A 23,366-nucleotide genomic window follows, 5' to 3' on the forward strand; every position below is an offset into this window, starting at 1 on the left:
TAACATTATGAAGAAATACATTGTTCATTTCAGCATTTTAGCTTCATTTTTCCTCTTATTTTCATGTAATGATAACAACAAACTAACCGAAGTTGTAGAAGTTCCTTTACCAACAAAAGAGGAGAAAATAACAATAGGATCACCAAATGATGTAAAAGCAGATCCGGGTTCTTTTGAGATGACAAAATTATCTTATTCATATGACGGACTGGCTCCTGCCATACGAACGCTTACTTTAGAAACACATTATTCTAAACATTATTTAACCTACACGAACAACTTTAATAAAGAAATTGCCAATACCGAATTTGAGAACATGCCGCTTGAAGATATCCTAAAAAAAATGGATCTCAGCAATGCAAAACTTCGTCAAAATGCAGGTGGCTATTACAATCATACACTTTATTTCAATATCCTGACTCCTAAAGAGCAAACCCCTAAAGACACTCTTGCGGGTTCGATTAATAAAGAATTTGGTTCTTTTGCCAATCTTACCAATCAGTTTAAAGGTCAGGCGACAAAGCAATTTGGTTCAGGTTGGGTTTGGCTGGTAGTGGACAGATATGGGAAACTACAAGTTACTACAACTGATAATCAGGATAATCCCTTAATGAAAAATGCCCTGATTCCCGGAACGCCTATTTTAGGAATCGATTTATGGGAACATGCTTATTATCTGGATTACCAAAACAGAAAAGGAAGTTATATCGATGCTTTTTACGAACATATTAATTGGGAAAAAGTAAACGAATATTATACTGAAGCCCTCAAAAAGGTCAGGAAAGTATAAAAACAAAAAAGCTGATACAATTGAGTATCAGCTTTTTTTTGATCTTATAGTACTGCATCAAACAAAATCAATGCAAGTTCTATCCTATTTTAACTCATAAATAAACGATTCAGATGGTGCTATTTTTACTTTAGCCCTTCCCTCTCCATTACTGACATTCAGTTTTACCTCATTCTGCAAGTACAATTGATCTGTAAGTCCGTATTCACCGTCTTTCAAATTCCATTTTGAGATAATATCTGCCGGAACTTTCAATTCAAACTCACTTGTTTTTTCAGAAGAAAAATTCGCCACAACGATCAATTTCTGATTTTCAGACCAGCGAACATACGAATAAAGCAATTCATCATAACCGGCATTATTCTCACGGTTTACAGATTGAATTTCCTGAAAACTTCCCATCAAAGCCGGACTATTAATAGAGAAATTTAATAATCGCTTATAAAAATCACGAAGATTTTTCTCTGATTCAGAAAGCTGTCCTCCGTCAAATTTTCCGCCATTCATCCAACGCTGATGATTAGGAACGCCGATATAATCAAAAATTGAAGTTCTTGTAGGTTTTCCAAAACCGGCATCTTCATTTCCGGCCTCTCCTACTTCCTGTCCAAAATAAACCATTGTTGGCGAAGTGCTAATCGTAGTCGAAACCACCATTAAAGGTTTTCCTCTTTCCGGTGTTCCTGCAAATTCAGAACTTGCCAAACGCTGCTCGTCATGATTATCTAAAAAGTGAAGCATATTATGTTCAATATCCGACATACTTTTCTGAATATCCGATAATCCGTCAGGAGATGATTTTCCGCGAATAATGCCTTTCAGTTTATCATAAGTTTCGACCTTATCATATAAATAATCCATTTTTCCTAAACGAATATAATTGCGATATTCATTTGGGTTATACACCTCTGCCAATAAAAACGCATTCGGATTTTTCATTTTGATAGCCGAGTTCATATAACTCCAAAACTCATACGGAACCATTTCGGCCATATCATAACGAAAACCATCAACACCTTTTACAATCCAATACAAAGCGATTGATTTAAACTTTTTCCAGGAATCCGGAACGTCTTTATCCTGCCAGAAAGCAAAATGCTCCTGATATGATTTCTGATCAAATCCGGCTGGAAGTTCAGGAAAATCCTTAGATCCATCCGGACGAATTCCGTAATTTACTTTTACGGTTTCATACCAGTCATTTTGATCTGGTTTTACTTTTCGCGAACCGTTTCCTGTCCATTTTGCTGGATTTTCATCAAATACTCCATCAACAAGCGGATTCTTTTCTCCGTTTAATGGAATATCATTGTCCGGAATTTCAAAGTGATTATTCGGGATATAATAATAATTGTTGTTTCTGCTGTATTCAACATTTGCATTGTCATTGGCACCAAAATCCTTAACACCTTCAGGATTATTTTTCCCTTCATATTTTCTGGCAATATGATTCGGTACAATATCAATAATAACTTTCAAACCTGCTTTGTGCGTACGGTCAATCAAATCTTCGAATTCCTGTAATCTGTTCGCCGGATTTAATGCTAAATCGGGATTTACATTATAATAATCTTTCACCGCATAAGGCGATCCTGCACGGCCTTTTACCACTTCGGGATCATCATCAGAAATTCCATAAGCTTTATAATCCCTCACCAAAGCGTGGTGCGGAACTCCGGTATACCAAATGTAAGTAACTCCTAAATCTTTAATTTCATGAAGCGCATGGTCGGTAAAATCATTAAATTTCCCTACTCCATTTTCTTCAATTGTTCCCCAGGGTTTATTGGTTGTGTTTTTATTTCCAAACAAACGCGTAAAAACCTGATAAACTACAATCTTCCTTTCAGCAGGAACTTCTTCTTTTGTTATATTCATTTTTAAATCTTTGGTTTTACATGCAGAAAACAGCATGGTTGCAGCCAATCCTGCAACAAAAACTTTTTTATTTATCATATTCGTTTTTTATAAACTAATGGTTTTCTGAACTCAACATCCCGAAACTATTTTCTAAATTTAGGCTAATTTTTAAAATTCAAATCAAACAAAAATCATATTACATTAATACATTATATAAAAAGCCAACTATAACGAAATAGTATTATGATTTGTTGATAATTAAAAAAAGGTTCAGAGAAACAAAGTTTTTTCCTGATGAATTAAAATTAAATCTCTTCTTTATATTAGATGCACTGCTATGCATCTCTAAAGATATATACTACCTGTAAAATTCATTTTACCAGAAATATCACAGTCCTTTTGAAAACTTTAAACCTTTGTTCCTTCGAACCTATGAAACTTTGAACCGAATAAGAAAACCTTTGTTCCTTTGAACCTATGAAACTTTAAACCTAATAAGAAAACCTTCACATCTAAATAATATAAATTAATCACAATATCAGTAAAGGTTGTAACCTTTTTCATAAATTTGACAAAAATTTAATCAATTGAAGAAATCACTATTTTTCATATCCTATTGTTTGCTATTGTTAAGCGTTCAATTCATTTTTGCACAGGCGCCAAAGCCAAAAACAATTAATATTGAAAATGCAGATTTGGTAGAAGTCAATGAAGTCTTAGTACCTGACGGTGTTTTATTGACTGGAAATGTAAAAGTAAATCATGACGGGATTGTATTAACTTGTAACAAAGCCTACGTTTTTAAGAAAGAAAACTATCTTAAAGCATTTGGAAATGTACAATTAGTACAAGGTGATACTTTATTTCTGAACAGTAAATATGCGGAATATAGTGGAAATTCAAAAAAAGCTTTCGCCACCGGAGATGCTGTGATGAGTTCTCCAGATGCCACTCTACAAACAGATACTATTAATTTTGATCGAAATATTCAGCAGGTTTTTTACAATACAAAAGGTACTATCGTTAATAAAGACAATACCCTGGTAAGTAAATCAGGAAGATATTTTGTAGCTGAGAAAAAATTTCAATTCCTGACAGAAGTTACGATTACAAATCCTAAATATGTTATAAAATCGAATCATTTAGATTATTACAGTAATTCAGGACACACTTATTTATTTGGCCCGTCGACTATTACAAGCAAGACGAACTACATTTACACCGAAAAAGGGTTTTATGATACCAAGAAAAACCTTGCGCATTTTTTAAGGAAGTCGTACATAAAATACGATGACCGACTCATAGAAGGGGATAGTTTGTACTATAATCGAAATATTGAATTTGCCTCTGCCACCCGAAATGTAAAAATTACCGACTCTATCAATCGCGGAATTGTAAAAGGACATTATGCCGAAATTTACAAACTAAAAGATTCGATGTTTGTCACAAAAAGAGCCGTAGCCATAAATCTTGTCGAAAAAGATTCGGTTTATATTCACGGACAAAAATTAATGGTTACCGGCAAAGAAGGCGAACGAATTTTAAGAGCGTATAAAAACGTTCGTTTCTACAAAATAGACATGAGCGGAAAATGTGATTCTATCCATTCGAACTCTAAAACTGCATTGACAAAATTGATCGGAAATCCAATTCTATGGAACGGAGAAAGTCAGATTACAGGAGATATTATGCATTTAATTGGTGATAACACCACCAAAAAATTAGATTCCTTAAAAGTCCTCAATAACACCTTTATAGTCTCGCGGGATACCCTCGGCACGGGTTATAATCAGGTCAAGGGACTCAATTTATTCGGAAAATTCAAAGAAGGAAAATTGCATGACGTCGATGTGATTAAAAACACCGAGGTAGTCTATTATATGCGAAATGACGATAATCAGCTCATTGGCATCAATAAAAATGTAAGCAGCAAGATCAATCTTATTTTAGAAAATAACGATATCGAAACCATTACATTTTTTAATAAAGTCGACGGCGATGTTTATCCGGAAGCCGATCTGCCCGAAAATGCACGTAAACTAAAAGGCTTAAAATGGCGAGGTGACGAACGAATAAAGTCCAAAGATGATATTTTTACCGCCGAAGACAACGAACTCAACGACAAATTAGTACAGGAAGGAAAAGACCAGGAAGCCAAGGACAAAACCACCCCGATGAAAGTCAGAAAAGAAACCCTTGATTACGACAAAAAGAAACCTGCTGTTAATAAAACTAGTACCACAAAAGCAAGCACTACTAAGACTAAGAAATAGTTTTCAGTCGCAGTTACAGTTTTCAGTTTTATATCTTTACGGTAAAATTAGTCGTAGTCACAGTTTTCAGTTTACAAAGCTTTGCGGACTTTGCATTTTAATAATATGATCTTGACCTAAATCTTAGTAAACTTTGCGATCTTTGCGGTTAAATTCAGTCACAGTATTTAGTTACAGTTTTCAGTTTCATACTGAGACCAAAACCGAGACTGAGACTAAACTTTCAACCTTAGTACCTTTGCCACTTTGAACCTTAAAAAAAATGAATCCAGATTTTATAAAATACCAGGCACAAACCTCTCCTTACCCACTCGGAATGGAAGTTTCTCACGCCATTGGTTCCTATATTTACGATACAAACGATAAAAAATATTTAGATTTTGTTGCCGGAGTTTCGGCCTGCACACTTGGACATCAACACCCGAGAGTCAATCAGGCGATCAAAGATCAGTTAGACAAATATTCGCACGTTATGGTTTATGGCGAATATTCGCAAAGCCCGGCCGTTCAATATTGCAAATTACTGGCCTCATTCCTACCCGAATCTCTAAACAAAACCTATTTAGTCAATTCAGGTACAGAAGCTATCGAAGGCGCACTAAAATTAGCCAAACGAACCACAGGACGCAGTCAATTGATTTCTTGTCATAACGCCTATCACGGTAACACCATGGGTTCCATGAGCGTTATGGGATTCGAAGAACGCAAGCAAGCCTTTCGTCCGTTGCTTCCTGATGTTGACTTTATCACCTTCAATAACGAAGAAGATTTGCAAAAAATCACCACCAGAACAGCCGCAATACTTTTAGAAACCATTCAGGGAGGCGCAGGATTTATTCAGCCCGAAAACAATTATCTGCAAAAAGTACGTAAACGTTGCGATGAGGTTGGTGCCATGATGATTGTCGACGAAATCCAACCCGGATTTGGAAGAACCGGTAAACTATTTGGTTTCCAGAACTATGACGTCGTTCCGGATATTGTCGTTATGGGAAAAGGAATGGGTGGCGGAATGCCGGTAGGTGCTTTTACCGCTTCGGCAGAAAAAATGGATCTATTAACCGAAAACCCTAAACTGGGACATATCACCACTTTTGGAGGCCATCCTGTCATTGCGTCAGCCTGTTTAGCTACTTTGCAGGAATTAACTGAGACAAATTTAATGCAGGACACCTTAAATAAAGAAAAACTCTTTAGATCGCTTTTGGTACATCCTTTGATAAAGGAAGTTAGAGGAAAAGGATTAATGCTTGCCGCCATGACAGAGAGTGCAGAAATAACAAACGAAGTTATTTTAAACTGTCAGGACAAAGGGCTCATTTTATTCTGGTTGCTGTTTGAAGGATGCGCAATACGAATAACACCACCGTTAACCATTTCTGACGAAGAAATAAAAGAAGGTTGTGCCATAATCTTAAGTGTTATGGATGAAATCATGAAAAAAGAACAAGTAGTTTAATTAGGAGCTATTTCCTGCTATCTGCTATCAGGGCTAGGATTCACGGTTAAAACAAAAATAAAATAAAAATCAAATTTAATCTTTTACAGACCAAAAGATTATAACTTAAAACAGAATAGAAATTCTGTCCATATTGTTAATTAAATTGTTCACAACAATTAATTCCCATTCCTCACAACAATAATATGGTTGCCTAAATTTATAACAGGCTAATTTCAAATAAAGACAGTATGCAATTAAGCAACGAAGAAGAAGATTATAACCTATCCCTATCCAAATTTGAGTCGATGTTAAAAACTAACAAAGTACTCTTTTTTGATTCTGAAGAATTTGAAGAAATTATTCTTCATTATTTAGACATAGGCAAGGCTAATTTAGCAAAGAAGGCCTTGAAACTTGCATTAGACCAACACCCAAAATCTACGGGCTTAAAATTAGTACAAGTAGAAATGTTGGTTTACGACGATAAACTAGAGATCGCCGAGAAACTCTTAAATGAGTTATATGCAATCGAACCTAATAACGAGGAAATTTACATCCAGAAAGCCAATATCTGCTCTAAAAGAGATCAACACGAAAAAGCGGTAGAATTGCTTAAAATTGCCCTGCAATATACTGATGACTACGCTGACGTGTACAACCTGATCGGAATGGAATATCTTTTTATGGATAACCTCGAGATGGCAAAAGACAGTTTTATCAAATGTCTTGAAGAAGATTTAGAAGATCAGTCTGCCTTATATAATGTGGTGTATTGTTTTGAATTTTTAGATCAAAACCAGGAAGCCATTGTTTATCTCAACGAGTACATCAATAAAAACCCATACAGCGAAATCGCCTGGCATCAGCTTGGCCGTTTGCATTATGGCGTAAAAGAATATCAAAACGCTATTCGTGCTTTTGACTATGCAACCCTAATCGACGATGAGTTTTTAGGTGCTTTCATGGAAAAAGCAAAAGCCTATGAGCGTCTTAAACAATACGCTGAAGCGATTGAAAGCTACAACAGAACCATCGAGTTAGACGATGCTACTTCTTATGCGCTATTGCGTATAGGGAAATGTTACGAAAAACTGGGTAATTCAGTTAAAGCACTTCAATACTATAACCAAACAGTACACGAAGATCCCCTTTTAGACAAAGGATGGATTGCTATTACTGATTTTTATGTTCGCCAGAAAAACTTCCAGAAAGCCTTATTTTTTGTCAATAAAGCATTAGCAATCGACAATCAAAATCGTTTGTACTGGAAACGTTATGCGACGATCAACAAACAAATGAACTTTTTTGAAGAAGCAGAATTTGGTTATAGAAAAGCAGTAGAATTTGGAGATTATGCCTTAGATACCTGGTTATTTTGGGTTGACATTCTTCAGTTTTTAGGCGAATTCGAAAGCGCTATTCAGACTTTATTACAGGCCACAGAATATTTTCCGGAAGAAAACGAGATCGAATATCGTTTGGCAGGATTGTATTTCATGATTCAGGACAATACCAAAGCAAAATTTCATTTAAGCAATGGTTTGCGTTTGAACTTTGATAATTACATCTTAATCGAAGATTTATTTCCGGTAGTATGGTCAAAAAAGACGGTTAAAAATTATATAGAAAAACATAGAAAACAATAATGATTGATATTTTAAGGAGACGTTTTGGCTTGTTAGGCCGTAATATTAGTTACTCATTTTCGAAAGGATATTTTACAGAAAAATTTAGCGATGAAGTTTTTGCCGGCAACAGCTATGAAAACTTTGACATCTCAGAAATTAATTATTTCACTGAATTAGTAAAAAACAATCCCGATTTAAAAGGCCTTAATGTTACGATTCCGTACAAAGAACAAGTAATTCCCTTCTTAGATAAACTTTCAAAAAAAGCAGCTCTAATTGGTGCCGTAAACACGATTAAATTTACCAAAAACGGAAAATTAAAAGGATACAACACTGATTACTATGGTTTCAAAAAATCATTAGAACCATTATTAGAGCCGCACCATAAAAAAGCACTTATTCTGGGTACAGGCGGCGCCTCAAAAGGTGTTGCCTTTGCACTGGACGAACTTGGTATTCCGTATACTTTTGTATCGAGAGAAGCCAAGGAAAACATTATCGATTACAATTTAATCAATGCCACTACATTTGATAATTTCAAAATCATAATCAATTGTACACCAGTTGGCACAAGCCCAAATATAGAAGCTTGTCCAGATCTTCCGTACGAGTTTTTTACAGAGAAACATATCGCCTACGATTTAATCTATAATCCGGCAGAAACTCAGTTTTTAAAAAACGCCAAAGAAAAAGGCGCTGTAATCAAAAACGGTTATGACATGCTTATTTTTCAGGCAGAGAAAGCCTGGAAAATCTGGAATAAATAAAAGACAAAAACACACTAATTACTAGTGTGTTTTTTTTATATATTAGACTAAGTAATAGTTTTTTTTTTTAGAGTTTGGATGAAAAATGATGCTAATCAATATGATTTACATCCAACCCGGTATTACTTTTAGAAGCCATAAATCCTACAATTACGGCATCGAAGTCAGAGTCCTTATTTTGTTTTAGTTTGAAAGAAAACTAAAAATTTAAGTTTACAATATTAATTTAATTTGATTTTTCTAAAATTTCTATTAATCCGAAATTTAAATTTACTTCAAAAAAATCAGCTAAAAAACCCATATCATATTCCTAAAATACCACAATAAATAGGAATTTCATCTTAAAAAAGCGTATAAACAAACGATTTATTTTGTATTTAGAAACACCTTTAGTATCTTTCGCTCTGTTTAAAATAAAAACCTTATACATTTAAAATGTTAGAAGAAAAGAATGATAACCTGCAGGAAGCAGACGGAAAATTAGAAATCGAAATTAGCGATTCTACACAAGATAATGCAACTGAAACATCAGAGCCTGAAACTGCTGCTAAAATCTCAACTTCAGAAACTGAAACTGAAGCAGAAAATACAGCCGAAGAAACAGAAACCGCTCATCAGACTGCATTAGATGCCATAACAAATTCGAACGCCGAAGAAAGTGAAGATGAAACGCTGAAAGAGCGTCATGATATTCCTATGCAGGATTATGATACTTTTGCTATGGATGTGCTGGTAGATGAACTTAAAAAACTGATCAACACAGATAAAGTAATGTCTGTAAAAGATCATATCGAAGAAATCAAGAAGTCATTTTTAATACAATACAACCACCTTATAGAGGAGAAAAAAGAAGAATTCAACGCTTCTAAACAAGACCCGAATGAAGAATTTGAATATCATTCTCCGTTAAAATCTAAATTTGACGAGTATTACAATGTTTTTAGAGAAAAAAGAAATGCACATTTCAAGCATTTACAAACCAATCTAAAATCGAATTTAGAAAACAGACTTGCGATTGTAGAAGAGCTTAAAGAGCTTATCAATCCGCAGGAAAACATCAAAGACACTCTTAAACATTTTAATGATTTAAGAGAAAGATGGAAAAATGCCGGAGCAATCCCAAAAGACAAATACAATCACGTTTGGAATAATTACCATTTTCACGTAGAGAATTTTTACGATTACCTACACTTAGATCGTGAAGCCAGAGATTTAGATTTTAAATACAATCTGGAGCAAAAACAAAAAATTATTGCACGTGTTGAAGAGTTAGCAAACGAAACCGACATTAGCAAAGCATTCCGTGAATTACAGGATTTACATAGAATCTGGAAAGAAGATATCGGACCAGTTTCTAAAGAACACCGTGATACCATCTGGAATAAATTTAGTGAACTGACTAAAAAAATCCATGACAAGAGAGAAGTTTTGTTTGAAAGCCAAAGAGCAAACGAACAAAAAAATCTTGAAGTTAAAAAAGAAATCATTGGTAAAATTGAAGTTTTAGGAACTGAAAAAGTAAACTCTCACTCCCAATGGTTAGTACAAATTCAGAAGGTAGAAGCACTTAGAAATGAGTTTTTCGCTGCCGGAAAAGTACCATCTGAAGTTAACGAAGAAACCTGGGCTGCTTTTAAAACTGCCGTTAGAAACTTTAATTCTTTTAAAAATTCATTTTACAAAGACATTAAAAAGGATCAAAACGACAATCTAAACAAAAAAATGGCTCTTGTTGCCAAAGCAAAAGAACTACAAGAAAGTACCGATTTTGGTGCCACTACCCCTATCATGAAGCAAATTCAGGAAGAGTGGAAACAAATTGGTCACGTTCCTAAAAAATATTCAGATAAAATCTGGAAAGAATTCAAAGACGCTTGTAATCATTATTTTGATAAATTAAAAGAGTACAAATCTGAAGAAAATGTTGACGAAGTAGCTGCTTTCGACAATAAAAAAGCATACTTAGACATTTTAAGAGCTTATCAATTGACTGGTGATCACAAAACTGATTTGGATGCTATTAAAGCACATATCGAAATCTGGAAAGGTTACGGAAAAGTACCTTTTTCAAGACGTCATATAGAAGGAAAATTCAATAAAATCCTAGACGCTCTTTTTGAAAAATTAAGCTTAAGCAAAAAAGAAACTGAAATGATGCGTTTCTCTAATCGTATCGACTCATTATCTGATAGTAATGATACTCGTAAATTAGACAACGAAAAGATCTTCTTAATGCGTAAGATTGAAGAAGTTCAAAATGAAATTTTCCAATTAGAAAACAATATTCAGTTTTTTGCTAATACAAAAAATGCTAAAAAAGAGAATTCAATTGTTCTTGAAGTTCGTAAAAACATCGCTATCCATAAAGAAAGCCTTGAACTTTGGAAAGATAAACTGAAACAATTACGAAACCTGGGTCAGGAATAATTTAAATATCAAAACTGCAGTGAATATTCATTGCAGTTTTTTTTTTATACTATTCTGATTTTACCGCAAAGTACACAATCCCGATAGCTATCGGGATACACAAAGTTCGCAAAGCTAAATAAACACAAAGCCTTGCGAGCTTTGCGTTTTATAAATCCCAGTCAGTATATTAAAAAAACTTTGCGCACTTTGCGGTTAAGTTCACTCCAATATCTATCTCGTTTCAACCCGAAACTTAACAATGTATTATAATTTCATGAAAAAATTTCTGTAAAATATTGATTATATTTGATAAACCACATTATCTATTGATAATCAACAAATTCAATTATTAATCCTAATAACAACGAAAAATGAAATTTACAAGAAAAGCGAATGCCAACTGGAAAGGAACGGGCATGGAAGGAACAGGAAAAATCAGCACACAAAGTACTACACTAGATAATGCGCAATTATCATTTAAAACAAGATTCGCAGACGGAGTGGGAACAAATCCTGAAGAATTGGTTGCAGCAGCGCATTCGGGCTGTTTTACGATGCAATTAAGCTTTTTACTTAACGAAGGAGGTTTTACTGCCGATGATCTTAATACAGAAGCTACAGTTACTTTTGAAGACGGAACAATAACTTTAATTCATTTAGATTTAAAAGGCAAGGTTCCTAATATTTCAGCTGAGGAATTTGAAAAAACAGCTGCAAAAGCAAAAGAAATCTGTCCGATTTCTAAACTTTTAAATACCACTATTACTTTATCTGCTTCACTAGTAAGCTAAAAGCAATATTTTTAAGCATAAAAAAAACCATTCACCGCAGTGAATGGTTTTTTTTATAGATTTAAACAAACGTTTATTAGTTCATTGTAGCTTTTAGAGCTTTTGCTTCAGCAGTCATTTCTAACGCTTTGTAAACTCCTAATAATGTTTTAGAAACATCTTCGTTTTTAGGATCTAACTCATTTGCTTTTTTAAGGTAAGGAATTACTGCTTTAAAAACATTTTCTCTTTGTCCTTTCAACACATCGTAACGCTTCATATCTTTTGCAGAAGTACCCAATTTATTCATCTCATCAATAATTGGTTTTTCAGCTTCTAATTTCAAAGCTGCCAGGTTAAGATAAGCATTTGTATACTTTGGATTGATTTCGATAGCTTTCAAATAATATTTCTCAGCATCAGCATTGTTTTTTGCATTCGCACTAAGAACTCCTAAATTGAATACTAAATCAGCATTGTTTGGATCTTTTTGCAAAGCTTCACCAACTAATTTTTTGTAAGTATCAAAATCTTTAGACTCTAAATACAAGTTAGCTTCAGTAAGGATCAAAGAACTATCATCCGGATTTGCTTTTCTTGCATCAGCGATTGCTTTTTTAGCATCTTCGCCACGCCCTTTTTGAACTAAAATTAAAGCAAGATTTTTGTAAATCTCTCCTCTTTTAGAAGGAATAGCTTCTGTTTGAGGCTTTTCGTGAGTTCCTAATTTTACAGCTAAATCTCTGTCTTTTGCACTATTAAAAGCATCTTCGTTACCTGAAATTTTGTTTACAGCAGTATAGCTAGTTCCTTTTCCAGAATAATTTAATTGTTTCAACTCTTCGTACATTGGCAATGCAAGATCAAAATCCTGAGCATTTACCGCTGTTGAAGCTGCATAATACAAATTGATTGTATCTTTTTTCTCTAACAAATAAGCATCATACAATTTTTTTGCTCCTTCAACATTTTTACCAGCCTGAGAATCTGCGATAGCTGAATTAATCAACTTTCCTTTGATTTCAGTAATTGAAGCTGCAGCCTGAGTAGAATATTTTAATTTTCCTGAAGCTTTTTCAACATCAATTAACTTTTTATAGCTTTCAGCAGCAAGAGAAAGGTTTTTACTTTCGTCTATTTTTTTATTTGCTAAATCTAAATAAGCATTAGCTTTTACAGAGTAAAATTGAGCCTGCTCAACATCTTTGGCATTTGCTACCATATTTTCTGCATCGTTCAGGATTGTAATTGCTCCCTGAGCATCCCCTCCTTTTAACGCTTTTTCAGCACTTTTTATCTGATCCTTTTGAGCAAAAGTAGCTACTGAAATCAATAATGCTGACGCAAGTATTACATATTTACTTTTCATAATATTCAATTTGTGTATTTAATTATAAGTGGTTTACTTTTTATTCCTCAGACTCTTCTTCTTCAGAATCATCTTCGTCTTCAATTTCTTGATCAGTATCATCGTCGTCGTCATCGTCTACAGGACCTTCGTCCTCAAGAACTTCTAAATCCGGTTTTACTCTTTCGATAGCAGACTCAATAACGTTTCCGTCTTCGTCAACAACAACCTCTGCAACATCATCTTTCATAACTTTTGTTACAGCAGCAATAGAATCTTTACCTTTTAAGTTAATCAATCGAACCCCTTGTGTTGCACGACCCATTACACGTAAATCTTCAATCGCCATTCTAATTGTTAATCCTGACTTATTGATGATCATTAAATCATCAGCATCTGTTACATTGCTAATAGAAATTAATTTTCCTGTTTTCTCCGTGATATTAAGTGTTTTAACACCTTTACCTCCACGGTTTGTGATTCTGTAAACATCTTCTCCATCGTCATCAACTAATTTAGTACGTTTACCGTATCCGTTTTCAGTTACAACCAAAATCTGTGTATCGTTTACATCCTCTTTATCAACCGTAACCATACCAATTACTTCATCAGTATCGTCTTTTAAGGTAATTCCGCGAACTCCTGATGCTGTTCTTCCCATCGGACGCGTCTTAGTTTCCTCAAAACGAACCAATTTACCAGACTTAACAGCTAAGATAATTTGGCTTTCTCCGTTTGTTAATTTAGCTTCAAGTAACTCATCACCTTCTTTAATTGTAATTGCAGCAACACCATTTACCCTTGGTTTAGAATATTTCTCTAAAGAAGTTTTCTTCACCTGACCTTGTTTCGTTACCATTACAAGATTATGACTGTTGATATAATCTTTGTCTTTTAAGTCTTGTGTACAAATGAAAGCTTTTACTTTATCATCGCTTTCAATATTTACTAAATTCTGGATTGCTCTACCTTTTGCAGTTTTGCTTCCTTCAGGAATTTCGTAAACACGCATCCAGAAACATTTTCCTTTTTGCGTAAAGAACATCATATACTGGTGATTGGTTGCAACGAACATATGCTCAAGGAAATCCTGATCTCTTGTTCCTGCGCTTTTTTGTCCAACTCCACCTCTATTTTGAGTTTTGTATTCTGTTAAGTTGGTACGTTTGATATAACCTGCGTGTGAAATTGTAATTACTACATTTTCATCGGCAATCAAATCCTCGATACTTACATCTCCACCAGAATATTCAATTATAGAACGACGCTCATCTCCGTATTTCTCACGGATTTCTTCCAGTTCTTCTTTAATTAAATTCGTTCTTAAATCTACATCTGCCAATAAAGCTTTCAAATGCTCGATTAACTTCATCAATTCGTCGAATTCAGCTCTTAACTTATCTTGTTCCAGACCTGTTAACTGACGTAAACGCATCTCAACAATAGCACGTGCCTGAATATCTGACAAATTAAATCTTTCGATCAATTTCTCACGAGCTTCTTCTGTATTCTTAGAACCTCTGATGATCGCAATAACTTCGTCAATATTATCAGAAGCAATGATTAATCCTTCTAAGATATGCGCTCTTTCTTCTGCTTTACGCAATTCAAAACGAGTTCTACGCACTACTACATCATGACGGTGCTCGATAAAATAGTGAATCATATCTTTTAGATTCAACATTTGCGGGCGTCCTTTTACTAATGCAATATTATTTACACTAAAAGAAGATTGTAATGATGTGAATTTATATAAGGTATTCAATACTACGTTTGGCGTAGCGTCACGTTTCAGAATATAAACGATACGCATACCGTTTCTATCAGACTCGTCACGAATATTCGCAATACCTTCGATTTTTTTATCGTTAACTAAATCAGCCGTACGTTTGATCATTTCGGCTTTGTTCACCTGATAGGGAATCTCCGTTACGATGATACATTCTCTTCCGTCAACTTCTTCAAAACCAACTTTAGCACGCATTACAATACGTCCTCTACCGGTTTTAAAAGCTTCGCGAACTCCTTCATAACCATATATTACACCACCGGTTGGAAAATCGGGAGCTTTAATGTGTGTCATTAATTCGTCAACTTCAATATCGTTATTATCAAGATACGCTAATGTACCATTGATAACTTCAGTTAAATTGTGTGGAGGCATATTTGTTGCCATACCAACGGCAATACCTGTTGCTCCGTTTACTAATAAAGTAGGAACTCTTGTAGGCATTACTTTTGGCTCATATAATGTATCGTCAAAGTTCAATTGAAAATCAACTGTTTCTTTTTCGATATCTGCCATGATATCTTCAGATATTTTACGCATTCTGGCCTCAGTATAACGCATTGCTGCAGGGCTATCACCATCGACAGACCCAAAGTTACCCTGACCATCCACTAATAAATAACGCATACTCCATTCCTGAGCCATACGAACCATTGCATCATAAACAGAAGTATCCCCGTGTGGGTGATACTTACCCAGAACCTCTCCTACGATTCTTGCAGACTTTTTGTGGGCAGATCTTGAAGTTACACCTAAATCATACATTCCGTAAAGAACTCTTCGATGCACTGGTTTCAAGCCATCTCTAACATCCGGAAGCGCTCTCGATACAATTACTGACATCGAATAATCGATGTAAGCTGATTTCATTTCATCTTCAATGTTAATAGGAATTAACTTTTCTCCTTCAGACATAAGTTGTTATGTTTAAATAATTATATTAGTTTCAAAGCGTGCCAAGATACGTTTTTTTGGAATTTTTTCAGCTATTTACTTACACTTATTTCAATGATTTATTAACAACTTTATTTTCGCTTTTGGTTAATAAATTAAGCGTATTTTAACGCTTTTATTGTTATTTTTTTTGTCTCTTAGCTGTCAGGAGTTCCTTAAGGGTATGGTTTTTGTTTTTCAAACACTAATTCACTAAATTTACAATACCAATTATATATTATGGATGATAATTTTTCACCAAGAGTAAAAGATGTTATTACCTACAGTAAAGAGGAAGCCTTACGTTTGGGCCACGACTTTATTGGTACTGAACATCTAATGCTAGGCATTTTAAGGGATGGAAACGGAAAAGCTATTCATATTCTTAATAACCTTGCAGTCGATCTAGATCATTTACGCAGGAAGGTAGAAATACTGAGCCCGGCCAATCAAAGCGTTGAAGTAAATGCAGAAAAGAAAAATCTTCATCTTACGCGTCAGGCGGAAAGAGCCCTGAAGACCACATTTCTAGAAGCTAAAGTATTTCAGAGCTCGTCTATTAGCACGGCGCACTTGCTATTGTGTATCTTACGAAACGAAAACGATCCAACAACCAAGCTATTGAATAAACTAAAAATAGATTATGACATAGCTAAAGAACAATATTTAAATATGACTCCAAACGAAGAAGAATTCTTAGAAAACTTGCCAAGAAACGAATCGTATAATGACGATTCAGGACAAGATGACAGTCTTAAAGAAAGTAGTTTTAACAATCCCGCCAATAAGTCAAACAAAAAATCCAAGACTCCGGTTTTAGATAATTTTGGGAGAGATTTAACAGAAATGGCCGAGGAAGGAAAACTAGATCCGGTTGTAGGACGCGAGAAAGAAATCGAACGTGTTTCTCAAATTCTAAGCCGTAGAAAAAAGAACAACCCGCTTCTTATTGGAGAACCTGGAGTTGGTAAGTCTGCTATTGCAGAAGGACTTGCTCTACGTATTATCCAGAAGAAAGTATCCCGTATTCTTTTTCACAAACGCGTGGTTACTCTTGATTTGGCTAGTTTAGTTGCCGGAACAAAATACCGCGGTCAGTTTGAAGAAAGAATGAAAGCCGTAATGAACGAGCTGGAGAAAAATGACGATATCATTCTTTTTATTGATGAAATTCACACGATTGTAGGTGCCGGTGGAGCAACAGGTTCTCTTGATGCTTCGAACATGTTTAAACCTGCTTTAGCAAGAGGTGAAATCCAATGTATTGGTGCTACAACTCTTGATGAATACAGACAATATATTGAGAAAGATGGTGCTCTTGAAAGACGTTTCCAGAAAGTAATTGTTGAACCAACATCTGTTGAAGAGACGATTGCCATTTTAAATAACGTTAAGGACAAATACGAAGATCACCATAATGTAACTTATACTCAGGAAGCCATTGAAGCTTGTGTTAAATTAACCAACAGATATATGTCTGAGCGTTTTTTACCGGACAAAGCTATTGATGCTCTTGACGAAGCAGGATCACGCGTACACATTACTAACATTGATGTTCCTAAACAAATTTTAGATTTAGAGCGTCAGTTAGAAGAAGTTCGTGAAACGAAAAACATGGTAGTCAAAAAACAAAAATACGAAGAGGCTGCCAAACTTCGCGATGATGAAAAACGCATAGAAAAAGATCTTGCGGTTGCACAAGAACAATGGGAAGAAGATTCTAAAAACAACAGAATTGAAGTTACAGAAGATAATGTAGCTGATGTTGTTTCTATGATGACCGGAATTCCTGTAAACAGAATTGCTCAAACAGAAAGTAATAAACTAGCCAAATTACCTGAATTGATTCAAAACAAAGTAATTGGTCAAAACGAAGCCGTTTTAAAAATTGCACGTTCTATTCAGCGTAACAGAGCCGGACTTAAAGATCCTAACAAACCAATTGGTTCGTTTATTTTCTTAGGTCAGACTGGAGTTGGTAAAACCCAATTGGCGAAAGTTTTAGCAAAAGAATTATTCGATTCTGAAGATGCGTTAGTTCGTATCGACATGAGTGAATACATGGAAAAATTTGCTATTTCTCGTTTAGTTGGAGCGCCTCCGGGATACGTTGGTTACGAAGAAGGAGGTCAATTGACTGAAAAAGTTCGTAGAAAACCATATTGCGTGGTACTTTTAGACGAGATCGAAAAAGCGCATCCGGACGTATTCAATATGATGCTTCAGGTTTTAGATGACGGATATTTGACAGATAGCTTAGGTCGCAAAATCGACTTTAAAAACACCATCATTATCATGACATCGAATGTTGGAGCACGTCAGTTAAAAGATTTTGGACAAGGTGTAGGATTCGGAACTGCTGCGAAAGTAGCTCAGGCTGATGAAAACTCAAAAAGTATTATCGAAAATGCATTGAAAAAAACCTTCGCTCCTGAATTCTTAAACAGAATTGATGATGTAATCGTATTTAACGCATTAGAAAAAGGCGACATCGATTTGATTATCGAAATCGAACTTGCAAAACTATATTCTCGTATTGCTGAATTAGGTTACAAACTAAATCTTACTGATAAAGCCAAAGCATTTATTGCTGAAAAAGGTTTTGACAGACAATTTGGAGCGAGACCTCTAAAAAGAGCGATTCAGAAATACGTTGAAGATTTATTGGCAGAAGAAATCATAACTTCAAAAATACATTCAGGTGATGAAATCTTAATGGATTTAAAAGATGATTCTCAAGAACTTTCAGTAGAAATACACAAAGCCGAGGAGCCAACTAATCAATAAATTAGTTTAAATCTATAACAAATTTAATTTACCCGTTACGTTTTCATAACATAACGGGTATTTTTTTTAGATAATTTACTATCTTTAGTAAAAGCAAATAGCTATTTTTGGCTATTAATCTCTATAAAAACAAATAATAACGTATGCTTCAAAACAAAGTCATTTTAGGTAGCGAAGAATGGTGCTCATTTCCAGAACTAGGAATCCCGACAATCAAAGCTCGTGTCGATTCCGGTGCTAAAACTTCGGCAATGCACGCTATAAACATAGCTCCTTTTATAAAAAATGATGCCAATTGGGTGAAATTTGATATTAATCCAATTCAGAATAATATTAAAACTATCATCCATTGCGAAGCTCCGTTGGTTGATAAAAGAATTGTAAAAAGTTCAAGCGGTTTTAGAGAACACCGTTACGTTATCCAGACCAGCATTAAACTTGGCGATATAAAATGGCCAATAGAAATGACCCTGACCAACAGGGATTCAATGGGTTTTCGTATGCTTTTAGGGCGCGAAGCCATGAGCGGACGTGTACTGGTTGATCCTGAGGAAAAATACATGTTAGGACAGCCGTCTACAGAAACACTAAAAGAATTATACCAAAACTCCGAAAAAGCAACTTCTGGTTTACGAATTGGACTTTTGGCCAGTAATCCTGAATTATACAGCAATAAAAGAATTATGGAAGCGGGTGAAATGCGCGGTCATGAAATGCATTTTTTGAATATCAAGGAATGTTACATGAAACTGGACGCTAAAACTCCTGAAATTCATTATCGCGGCGGAAAAATATTGAATCAGTTTGATGCTATTATTCCACGTATTAGACCAAGTATAACTTTTTATGGCTGTGCGCTAACACGTCAGTTTGAAGCTTTGAAGGTTTTCGTTTTAAATTCGGCTACAGCCATCACACAATCACGAGATAAATTATATTCCTTACAATTGCTCTTAAACAGCGGAATTGATATTCCTACAACTGGTTTTGCCAATTCTCCTTTGGATACTGACAACTTAATTAAAATGGTTGGAGGCTCGCCTTTAATTGTAAAATTACTGGAAGGAACTCAAGGAAAAGGGGTTGTTTTGGCAGAAACTAAAAAAGCAGCAGAAAGTGTTATCAATGCTTTTAAAAGCTTAAATGCTAATATCCTGGTTCAGGAATTCATCAAAGAAGCGAACGGAAAAGACATTCGTTGTTTTGTAATCGACGGAAAAGTGGTTGCAGCTATCCAGCGTGAAGCAATGCCGGGAGAATTTAGAGCTAATATTCATTTGGGCGGAACTGCATCTGTTATAAAAGTAACGGCCGAAGAGAAAAAAATCGCTATAAAAGCCGCAAAAGCTATGGATTTAAAAGTAGCCGGAGTTGATATTATTCGCTCTTCAAAAGGGCCTTTATTACTTGAGGTAAACTCTTCCCCAGGTCTTGAAGGAATCGAAGGCGCTACAAACAAAGATGTTGCCGGAGAAATGATTAAAGCAATTGAAAAGAATTTTAAACTGATATAAGTAAAGTTCACCTGAACTTAATAACCTATAATTAATTTAGCAGCTTTGTCAAAGTGTAAAACTTCGACAAAGCTTTTTTTAAATTTAAATTCCAAAAAAGATGCTATACCCCTATCTGGATATTATCGCAAGAAGTGTTGCCGTTTATTTTTTCATGACAATCGCCCTTAGAGTTTTTGGTAAAAAAGAGCTTTCGCAATTGAATACCGCCGATATCATTCTGATTTTATTGATTAGTAATTCGGTTCAAAATGCCATGGTCGGGCCTGACACCAGTCTTTCAGGAGGTTTAATTGCTGCTCTGGCATTGTTTATCATTAATTATATCATCAAAAAGCTTACACATAAATACAAAGGGCTCAATAACTTATTATTAGACAAACCCGAAATCCTGATTCATAACGGAATAATCGATTTTAAAACCCTGAGTAAATTGGATATTTCGCACGAAGAATTAAAAGAAGCGGCACGTGAACATGGTTTAGAGCATTTGACAGATATAAAGCTCGCTATGCTGGAAATTGACGGTACGATAAGCGTGATCTCAGATGATAAAAAAAATATCAAGGAGACGCATTTTAAGCGAAAACACAATCACAAGAACTTACAGAAATAACCTCTAAAAATATTTAAACATTTAAAAATCAACATTTTAAATATTTATAATAAAAAAAACTTAGCTATATACTTTGTTATACTATGTATTTTGTTATACATTAGCAGAATGAACGAAACATTTGTAACAAACTGGAAATCGCAGGTAAAGAAAGGCACATTGACTTTCATCATCCTCAACGTACTCAAAAATCATGAGTACTACGGTTATGAACTTATCGAACAAATAAGAAAACATACTGAAATAGAAATTGCCGAGGGAACGCTTTATCCTTTAATGAATCGGTTAAAAACTGAAGAATTAGTAGATTCAAAATGGGTAGAACAGGAAACTGGGATCCCGAGAAAGTATTATTCATTGACCGAAGCCGGAATAGAAACTCTAAGCCAGATGAATATCTACTGGGAGAATCTCGAGAAATCAATTAAAAAAATCATCCAATGAGAATAGAAGACATCAAATTCGAACAAAAAGCTTCGCAGCGAATTTACAACGACTACATGAAGCGCGTTAAAAAAGCGACGGCATCATTATCAAAAAGAAATCAGGATGATATTTACATGGAATTCAACAGCCATATTTTTGAAGCGATTCAACATAGAAATAATACTAACGAACTAGATTCACTTTTAGATATTATCGAAAAACTAGGTTTTCCGGAAGAAGTCCTAAAACCTCTTGTTGCTGATAAAAAACTAGAACAGGCAACAACAACATTCAACCCTGTTCATGTTTTTAAAGCTTTAATATTAAACTTTACAAATGGTGTTTCGTACATCTTTTTCTTTGTTTTATATCTGTTTCTGTTTGGTTTCGTTTTTCTGATTTTTGCAAAAATCTTCAATCCAAATCTTGTTGGTCTTCACATAAAAAGCGAGTCGCCTTCTGTGTTTGTATTAGGAATAATGAATCCTGAAAGCAAAACTCAATACGGAACTCATGAAGTATTGGGCAACTGGTTTATTCCTGTAATGTTGTTAGCAATCGTAGTTTTCTATTTTCTTATAACCCTTTTATTAAAGTTCAAAAAATCAATCAATCAAAAAACATTATCATGAAAAAAATCATTACTTGTTTATGCACTTTTATAGTTACAAGTGCTTTCTCACAAACTTTCAACACCCAAAAACTGGACAGTTTGTTTACGCTTCTGGAAAAGAACAACAAATACATGGGAAGCATTGCCCTTTCTGAAAACGGAAAAACAATTTATACCAAATCGATTGGTTTTGATGACGTTGCGACTTCAAAAAAATCAACTATAAATACGAAATACAGAATTGGTTCCATCTCTAAAACTTTTACTGCAGCGCTTATTTTTAAAGCTATCGAAGAAAATAAAATCACTTTAAATCAAACTATTGATAAATATTTTCCAACGGTAAAAAATGCAAAAACAATTACAATTAGCAATTTATTAAACCACAGAAGCGGTATACACGATTTTACAAACGATGATGATTATTTAAGCTGGAATACGCAATTTCAACCCAGAGCTAAAATGATCGAAAGGATAGCTGCCGGAGAAATTGCTTTTGAACCAAACACAAAAGGCCAATACAGCAATTCTAACTATGTTTTATTGTCTTTTATATTAGAAGATATTTACAAGAAATCTTTCGGCGAAATTTTAAACCTGAAAATTGTTAATCCATTAAAATTAAAAAACACTTATATAGGTAAAAAAACCAATATTGCGAACAACGAATGTTATTCGTATACAGCTGAAAATGGGAAATGGAAAAAAGAAAGTGAAACAGACATGTCGATTCCGCTTGGTGCCGGAGCAATTGTTTCTAATCCAACTGACTTAAACATCTTTTTTGAAGGTCTTTTTGCCGGAAAAATTATTTCAGCAGATCATTTAAATCAAATGAAAACCGCACAAGATAAATTTGGAATGGGATTATTTGAATTTCCTTACTATGAAAAGAAAAACTACGGTCATACCGGAGGAATTGATGGTTTTAAATCTGTTGCAGGCTATTTTCCAAATGAAAAATTAGCTTTAACCTTAACTTCAAACGGTTTGGATTACGACAATAATAACATCTTATTATGCGCTTTAAACTCCTACTTTAACAAACCATTTACAATGCCGGTTTTCAGAAGCGTTGCTGTTAGTCCGGAAATTCTGGATTTGTATTCCGGAACTTACGGAAGTACTCAAATTCCAATAAAAATAACGATTTCAAAAAAAGACAATACATTAATTGCTCAAGCTACCGGACAACCTTCTTTTCCGTTAGAAGCTACAACTACCAAAGTGTTCAAATTTGATACTGCGGGTATCGTTCTTGAATTCAATTATGATAAAAAAGAAATGATTTTAAAACAGGGCGGACAAGAATTTTTATTCACCAAAGAATAAATACACCTAAAATAGCAAATAAAAAAAAAGCTAGTTTCTTTATCGAAACTAGCTTTTTTTTATCTCTAAA

The 23,366-nt window shown here is 34.5% G+C and carries 16 protein-coding genes; 13 read left to right on the top strand and 3 right to left on the bottom strand.

What is annotated here, in order from left to right; all coding sequences use genetic code 11:
• Positions 1–7 precede the first annotated feature (7 nt).
• Positions 8–790: a superoxide dismutase gene (locus tag GIY83_RS11910; protein ID WP_194615568.1), complete on the top strand. Its 783-nt coding sequence runs from the start codon at positions 8–10 to the stop codon at positions 788–790.
• An 84-nt stretch (positions 791–874) separates the two neighbouring features.
• On the opposite strand, the gene GIY83_RS11915 is transcribed toward GIY83_RS11910, so the two are convergent.
• Positions 875–2,746 (bottom strand): alpha-amylase family glycosyl hydrolase, encoded by a 1,872-nt coding sequence (locus tag GIY83_RS11915; RefSeq protein WP_194615567.1) that lies wholly within the window; start codon positions 2,744–2,746, stop codon positions 875–877.
• A gap of 491 nt (positions 2,747–3,237) precedes the next feature.
• Here GIY83_RS11915 and GIY83_RS11920 point away from each other — a divergent pair, with 491 nt between their 5' ends.
• The 6 genes from GIY83_RS11920 (at position 3,238) to GIY83_RS11945 (ending at position 11,959) form a co-directional block, all read left to right on the top strand.
• Positions 3,238–4,923, top strand: coding sequence for an OstA-like protein (locus tag GIY83_RS11920; RefSeq protein WP_370514188.1), 1,686 nt, complete (start codon positions 3,238–3,240; stop codon positions 4,921–4,923).
• 262 nt (positions 4,924–5,185) lie between these two features.
• Complete coding sequence (locus tag GIY83_RS11925; protein ID WP_208681504.1) at positions 5,186–6,382, top strand: aspartate aminotransferase family protein; 1,197 nt, start codon at positions 5,186–5,188, stop codon at positions 6,380–6,382.
• Between the two features lie 230 nt (positions 6,383–6,612).
• Positions 6,613–8,010: a tetratricopeptide repeat protein gene (locus GIY83_RS11930; RefSeq protein ID WP_208681506.1), complete on the top strand. Its 1,398-nt coding sequence runs from the start codon at positions 6,613–6,615 to the stop codon at positions 8,008–8,010.
• Complete coding sequence (locus tag GIY83_RS11935) at positions 8,010–8,759, top strand: shikimate dehydrogenase (RefSeq protein WP_194615564.1); 750 nt, start codon at positions 8,010–8,012, stop codon at positions 8,757–8,759. Before GIY83_RS11930 ends, GIY83_RS11935 begins: the two co-directional genes overlap by 1 nt.
• Positions 8,760–9,194: 435 nt before the next feature.
• The gene (locus GIY83_RS11940) at positions 9,195–11,186 is read left to right on the top strand and encodes a DUF349 domain-containing protein (RefSeq protein WP_208681508.1); all 1,992 of its coding nucleotides are present in this window, start codon (positions 9,195–9,197) and stop codon (positions 11,184–11,186) included.
• Between the two features lie 353 nt (positions 11,187–11,539).
• Entirely contained in the window at positions 11,540–11,959 is a 420-nt protein-coding gene (locus GIY83_RS11945; RefSeq protein ID WP_194615562.1) for an OsmC family protein, read from the top strand.
• 76 nt (positions 11,960–12,035) lie between these two features.
• Here the strand turns inward: GIY83_RS11945 and GIY83_RS11950 are convergent, their stop codons facing one another.
• The gene (locus GIY83_RS11950) at positions 12,036–13,307 is read right to left on the bottom strand and encodes a tetratricopeptide repeat protein (RefSeq protein WP_194615561.1); all 1,272 of its coding nucleotides are present in this window, start codon (positions 13,305–13,307) and stop codon (positions 12,036–12,038) included.
• Between the two features lie 40 nt (positions 13,308–13,347).
• Positions 13,348–15,990, bottom strand: a complete 2,643-nt coding sequence (gyrA, locus tag GIY83_RS11955; protein WP_194615560.1) for a DNA gyrase subunit A — start codon at positions 15,988–15,990, stop codon at positions 13,348–13,350.
• Between the two features lie 258 nt (positions 15,991–16,248).
• Between gyrA and GIY83_RS11960 the strand changes: the two genes are divergently transcribed.
• The 6 genes from GIY83_RS11960 (at position 16,249) to GIY83_RS11985 (ending at position 23,296) form a co-directional block, all read left to right on the top strand.
• Positions 16,249–18,795 (top strand): ATP-dependent Clp protease ATP-binding subunit, encoded by a 2,547-nt coding sequence (locus tag GIY83_RS11960; protein ID WP_208681510.1) that lies wholly within the window; start codon positions 16,249–16,251, stop codon positions 18,793–18,795.
• Positions 18,796–18,938: 143 nt separating this feature from the next.
• Positions 18,939–20,309 carry a 30S ribosomal protein S6--L-glutamate ligase gene (gene rimK, locus GIY83_RS11965; protein WP_194615558.1) on the top strand — a complete coding sequence of 457 codons (1,371 nt, stop codon included), beginning with the start codon at positions 18,939–18,941 and terminating at the stop codon, positions 20,307–20,309.
• A 100-nt stretch (positions 20,310–20,409) separates the two neighbouring features.
• Positions 20,410–20,925, top strand: coding sequence for a DUF421 domain-containing protein (locus tag GIY83_RS11970; RefSeq protein WP_208681512.1), 516 nt, complete (start codon positions 20,410–20,412; stop codon positions 20,923–20,925).
• A 108-nt stretch (positions 20,926–21,033) separates the two neighbouring features.
• On the top strand, positions 21,034–21,369 hold the full coding sequence (locus GIY83_RS11975; RefSeq protein WP_065447952.1) for a PadR family transcriptional regulator: 336 nt from the start codon (positions 21,034–21,036) through the stop codon (positions 21,367–21,369).
• Positions 21,366–21,983: a hypothetical protein gene (locus GIY83_RS11980; RefSeq protein WP_208681514.1), complete on the top strand. Its 618-nt coding sequence runs from the start codon at positions 21,366–21,368 to the stop codon at positions 21,981–21,983. The genes GIY83_RS11975 and GIY83_RS11980 overlap by 4 nt, the downstream gene beginning before the upstream one ends.
• A complete protein-coding gene (locus GIY83_RS11985) occupies positions 21,980–23,296 on the top strand; it encodes a serine hydrolase (RefSeq protein ID WP_208681520.1) in 1,317 nt (438 codons plus the stop codon). Before GIY83_RS11980 ends, GIY83_RS11985 begins: the two co-directional genes overlap by 4 nt.
• Positions 23,297–23,366 lie beyond the last annotated feature (70 nt).

It is taken from the genome of Flavobacterium sp. SLB02, from assembly GCF_009664855.1.
Classification (GTDB): Bacteria; Bacteroidota; Bacteroidia; order Flavobacteriales; family Flavobacteriaceae; genus Flavobacterium.